Annotated in this window: 4 protein-coding genes; 1 reads left to right on the top strand and 3 read right to left on the bottom strand. The window is 56.0% G+C overall.

All coding sequences use genetic code 11. The features are described 5' to 3' along the window. From QZ725_RS02950 to polA, 3 genes are all read right to left on the bottom strand, one after another. A partial coding sequence (locus QZ725_RS02950; RefSeq protein WP_293776147.1) for a ZIP family metal transporter occupies positions 1–324 on the bottom strand: 324 nt, incomplete at its 3' end. A 137-nt stretch (positions 325–461) separates the two neighbouring features. Further along, a complete protein-coding gene (locus QZ725_RS02955) occupies positions 462–1,343 on the bottom strand; it encodes a dienelactone hydrolase family protein (protein ID WP_293776144.1) in 882 nt (293 codons plus the stop codon). Positions 1,344–1,512: 169 nt separating this feature from the next. Further along, complete coding sequence (polA, locus tag QZ725_RS02960) at positions 1,513–4,281, bottom strand: DNA polymerase I (RefSeq protein WP_293776145.1); 2,769 nt, start codon at positions 4,279–4,281, stop codon at positions 1,513–1,515. 297 nt (positions 4,282–4,578) lie between these two features. On the opposite strand from polA, the gene QZ725_RS02965 reads away from it, so the two are divergent. Beyond that, a complete protein-coding gene (locus tag QZ725_RS02965) occupies positions 4,579–4,980 on the top strand; it encodes a DUF2782 domain-containing protein (protein WP_293776146.1) in 402 nt (133 codons plus the stop codon). Positions 4,981–5,240: the final 260 nt, after the last annotated feature.

Below are 5,240 nucleotides of genomic sequence, written 5' to 3' on the forward strand. Positions count from 1 at the left end.
CATCCAGCCTGCTGTCCCGGCTTCGCGTTTGTCGTGTCCATGATGATGACCATGCCCATCGTGTTCATGATGATGCGAATGACGCAGAATCGCGCATTTTTCCAGCAGGAAAAAGCCCAGCAAACCACCCAGCAGGATGGCAAACAAGGTATGTGCATCCGCTTCGGACTCGAACGCTTCCGGCAACGCATGCAACAGCGAAGTCGCGAGCAGAATCCCGACCGACAGGCTGACCATGCGATCGACGATGCGCGACAGCAGCGAGAACGAAAACAGCGCCGCCGCAGAAATGCTGAACACGCCTGAAATGGCGGTCGTCAGCAGTATGGAAACGAGGGTGGAATTAATTTGAATCTCAAGGGAATGCAACCAGGTTGCAAATTAGAACACAAGGCGTCCTTTCCGGCAATAAAAAACGCGGCGGTCTTGCGACAGCCGCGCTTGCACAAGGCGCAATATTTTCACACGCCATGTGTCTTGAACCATCCCAGGCAGCGCTGCCAGCCGGCTTTTGCATCCGCCTCGTTGTAACTCGGGCGATAGTCGGCATGGAAGGCATGGCCGGCGTTCTTAAACACCACGAATTCGGAATGGCTGTTGCCGCGTTTGAGTGCGGCCTGCATCTCCGCCACGGTCGATACGGGAATACCGCTGTCCTGCCCACCATACAATCCGAGTACCGGCGTTTTGAGATCGGCAGCAATATCGACCGGGTACGTTGGCTGCAAAGCGGTCTTGTTGCCTACCAGTCGTCCATACCAGGCGACGCCGGCCTTGACCTTGGGATTGTGCGCCGCATACAACCACGTAATGCGCCCGCCCCAGCAGAATCCCGTGATACCCAGTCTGTTCGTGTGACCGCCATTGGCTGCGGCCCAGGCAACGACGGCGTCGAGATCGCTCATCACCTGCGCATCCGGCACCTTGGAAATCAGTTCTTTCTGCAGTTCGGCGATCGAGTTGTATTTGGTCGGATCGCCCTGACGCACAAACAGGTCCGGCGCAAGCGCCATATAACCCTGCTTGGCAAAACGACGTGCCACATCGGCAATGTGTTCATGCACGCCGAAGATTTCGGAAATCACGAGAATCACCGGCAGGTTCTTTTTGCCCTGCGGTTGTGCGCGATAGACCGGCACGTCCTGCCCGTTCACCTTGATGTGAATCGTGTCGGCAGTCAGCCCGTTGGTATCGGTGCGAATCATGGTCTGCGCACAGACCGGCAACACGGCCGCGGCGAAGCCCGTACCCAACGCCGTCTTCAGGAAACCTCGACGATTCACATCGTCGGACAAGGGGCTTTTTGCAACCAGACTGTCAAAATCTTCCTTCATGTTTTCCATGCGGGCTCCTCAGAGAAAAAACAGAACAGACTGCAGTCTGCGCAAAGACTGCTCATCACAACGTCACGCTGCACTCAATACGCGACAGGTTCGGATGCGTAATTCGACTATCCGCCGCCGATTTGATTCCCTGCCGCATGCATATCCACAAGCGGATACGCATGCGCAATCAATGTGCCTCGTCCCAGTTACTGCCGACACCGACTTCCGCCAGCAAAGGTACATTCAACTGCGCCACGCCGGCCATTAATGCTGGCAAGCGTTTACGCACGACGGCCAACTCATGCTCCGGCACTTCGAGCACCAGTTCATCGTGTACCTGCATGATCATCTTCGATTGCAGCTTGTCGGCTTCGAGCCAGTTTTGCACCGCGATCATCGACAGCTTGATCAAATCGGCTGCCGTGCCCTGCATAGGCGCATTGATTGCAGCACGTTCGGCAGCCTGGCGACGCGGACCATTCGGCGAATTGATTTCAGGCAGCCACAGACGGCGACCAAAAACCGTCTGCACGTAACCACGCGCCTTGGCTTCCAGACGTGTCTCGTCCATATAGCGTTTGACGCCAGCGAAGCGTGCGAAGTAACGCTCGATGTAGTTCTGTGCCGCTGCGCGTTCGATACCGAGATTGCCGGCCAATCCGAATGCACTCATGCCGTAGATCAAACCGAAGTTGATGACCTTGGCGTAGCGACGCTGTTCGCTCTCGACCGCAGCGGTTTCCACACCAAAGATCTCCGCCGCGGTCGCGCGGTGAATATCTTCGCCTTCGGCAAAGGCACGCAACATGTTTTCGTCGCCAGAGATGTGCGCCATGATGCGCAGCTCGATTTGCGAATAGTCGGCGGAGACAATCACACTGCCGGAAGGTGCGACGAAGGCTTCGCGAATGCGGCGTCCTTCGGCAGTACGAATCGGAATGTTCTGCAAATTCGGATCGTTGGATGCCAGACGACCGGTCACCGCCACCGCCTGCGCATAATTCGTATGCACGCGACCGGTCTGCGAATTGATCATCTTCGGCAACTTGTCGGTATAGGTCGACTTGAGTTTCGACAGACTGCGATAGTCGAGCAGCACTTTCGGCAACGGGTAATCTTCCGCCAGCTTCTGCAAGACTTCTTCATCGGTCGACGGCGCGCCCGACGGTGTTTTTTTCACGACCGGCAATTGCAAGCGCTCAAAGAAAATCTCGCCGATCTGCTTGGGCGAATTCAGATTGAACGGCTGGCCTGCCAGTTCGTAGGCATTCTTTTCAATCTCCAGCATGCGCTTGCCGAGTTCGTTCGATTGCGTGTTGAGTCGATCGGGATCAATCAATACGCCATTGCGCTCGATCTTTTGCAGCACGACTGCCGTCGGCAATTCGATCTCGCGATAGACGTGCATCATGCCCGCATCTTCTTCCACTTCCGGCAGCATGCGCTGGTGCAATTGCAAGGTGATATCAGCATCTTCCGCGGCGTATTCGCTTGCCTTGTCGATCGCCACTTCATCGAAACCGATTTGCGACGCCCCTTTGCCACACACATCCACATACGCAATCGTCTTGCGATTCAAGTGGCGCAGCGCGAGGCTATCCATGTCATGACTGCGATGCGATTCGAACACATACGATTCGAGCAAGGTGTCATGCGCAATACCACGCAAAGTGATGCCGTGATTGGCAAACACGTGACTGTCGTACTTGAGGTTTTGACCGACCTTGGGTTTGCCCGAATCTTCCAGCCAGCCACGCATGCGTTCAAGCACGAACTCACGCGACAGTTGTGCCGGCGCATCCTGATAGCGATGCGCGACCGGAATGTAGCAAGCCACGCCCGGCTCGCAGCAAAGGGAAATCCCGACGAGTTGCGCCAGCATCGGTTCCAGCGAGGTGGTTTCGGTATCCACCGATGTGAGTGCTGCGGCATCGATGGTTGCCATCCAGCGTTCAAGATCGGCTTCGGTCAGCACCGTTTCATACTGACGCGGCACTTCTATCGGAACAGCAGGTTCGTCGAACAAACCGCCCTGTGGCGATGCCGCAGCAGAAACTGTCGTATTGCCTGTTGCTTCTGCCTGTCCGGACTGCTCGGTCAACTCACGCAGCCAGGTCTTGAAACCGTGACGCTTGAAGAAGTCGATCATCAGATCGCGGTCTTCCGGCTTGTGGCCAAGCGAATCGCAAATGAAAGAGGAAGCCATCTGCGCCGACAGATCACAATCCGTCTTAACGGTGATCAATGTTTTCGCCAGCGGCAACCAGTCCAGCGCGCTACGCAGATTCTCGCCGACCACGCCCTTGACTTCGCTCGCATGCTCAACGATGCCATCGAGCGTGCCGTATTGCGTCAGCAACTTGACTGCCGTCTTCGGGCCGACCTTGTCCACACCCGGCACGTTATCGACGGTATCGCCGATCAGCGTGAGGTAATCGACGATGCGTTCGGGCGGCACGCCAAATTTGGCAATCACGCCATCGATATCGAGCTTTTCATTGCTCATCGTATTGACCAGCATCACCTGCGGATTCACCAGTTGCGCCAGATCCTTGTCGCCGGTGGAAATCACGACGCTCATGCCCTGCTTGACGCCTTCAATGGCGAGCGTGCCGATCACGTCATCGGCTTCGATGCCTTCGATCATCAGGATCGGCCAGCCCATCGCACGCACAACTTCGTGAATCGGTTCAATCTGGCGTGACAGATCGTCGGGCATGGCAGCACGCTGTGCCTTGTATTCCGGATAAAGATCGTCGCGAAAGGTCTTGCCCTTGGCATCGAATACGCACGCCATGCAGGCGCTTGGATAGTCCTTGCGCAGACGACGCAGCATGTTGATCATGCCGTAGATGGCACCGGTCGGATTGCCTTCGGTATTGCGCAAATCCGGCATCGCATGAAAGGCGCGATACAGATAGCTCGATCCATCGACGAGAAGCAGGGTTTTGTCCATAGGGAAAGATTCGAAAAGGTGAGGAGCGCGGCGCAAGATTGGGCATCGCAAGCATGCACACCCTAAAAGTGACGCGCATCGGCAACAATCTATCGCCCCGCGAAGAAACGATGCACGATTATCGCAGAGTTTGTCAGGCAGTTCTGCGCCAATAAACACCGCGGCATCACGGAAAAACTGCCTGCAGGCATGTACGCTTCCCCGCTTAGCGGCCGATTTTTGCCGGGCACTCGCCGCATTGCTGGGCTACAATGCAGGCGTTGCTTTCTTCCATTTATTCAGGGCTCGCCAACTATCATGCGTACATCCCGATTCTGGTCTCTTCTGACGCTGTCTGCTGCCGTACTTGCCGCACCAGCCGTCGTCAATGCGCAAACCAATAAAGCGGAGAGCGCCAACACGCCGCCGCCACCGCAAACCATGCGTCTGGAAGAAGGCGAAGCGCCAGCCGTGACCATCAACCCGCCAAGCACCGAAAAGAAAATCACCGAGAAAAATGAACTCGGCAAGGTCAAGGAAGTAAAAGTCCAGACCGGACGCACCACCTATTACGGCAAACCGATTGAACCGGCTGGCGGCATGCGCGGCGATGCACAGAGCGACAACACGCAACCGGTGCAATTCAAGGTTGGCGAATTCGGGCCGCCGAAAGACAAGGAAGCAGCCGAACCTGCACAAACCCTGTATCCGAAAAAATGATTCGCACTGCCTGACAAATAACGCACCCCGGTGCGTTATTTTTTAAGCACCCGCCGCTTTACCCTTCAACGCTTTTTCAACGCATTCCATGGCAGTTTTTACATCGGTCAGCCTGGACGACCTGTCCCGCTGGATCACGCAATTCGACCTTGGCAAGGCCCATGCCATTAAAGGCATTTCCTCGGGTATCGAAAACACCAATTACTTCATCACCACGGATCGCGGCGAATATGTGCTGACAGATCGGAAGAGCACACGTC

Origin of the sequence: uncultured Oxalicibacterium sp. (assembly GCF_913776015.1) — a bacterium.
Lineage (GTDB): Bacteria > Pseudomonadota > Gammaproteobacteria > Burkholderiales > Burkholderiaceae_D > Oxalicibacterium.

Coding starts and splice junctions, on each gene's coding strand:
- QZ725_RS02955 (WP_293776144.1), bottom strand. CDS start 1,343: ATGGAAAACATGAAGGAAGATTTTGACAGTCTGGTTGCAAAAAGCCCC.
- polA (WP_293776145.1), bottom strand. CDS start 4,281: ATGGACAAAACCCTGCTTCTCGTCGATGGATCGAGCTATCTGTATCGC.
- QZ725_RS02965 (WP_293776146.1), top strand. CDS start 4,579: ATGCGTACATCCCGATTCTGGTCTCTTCTGACGCTGTCTGCTGCCGTA.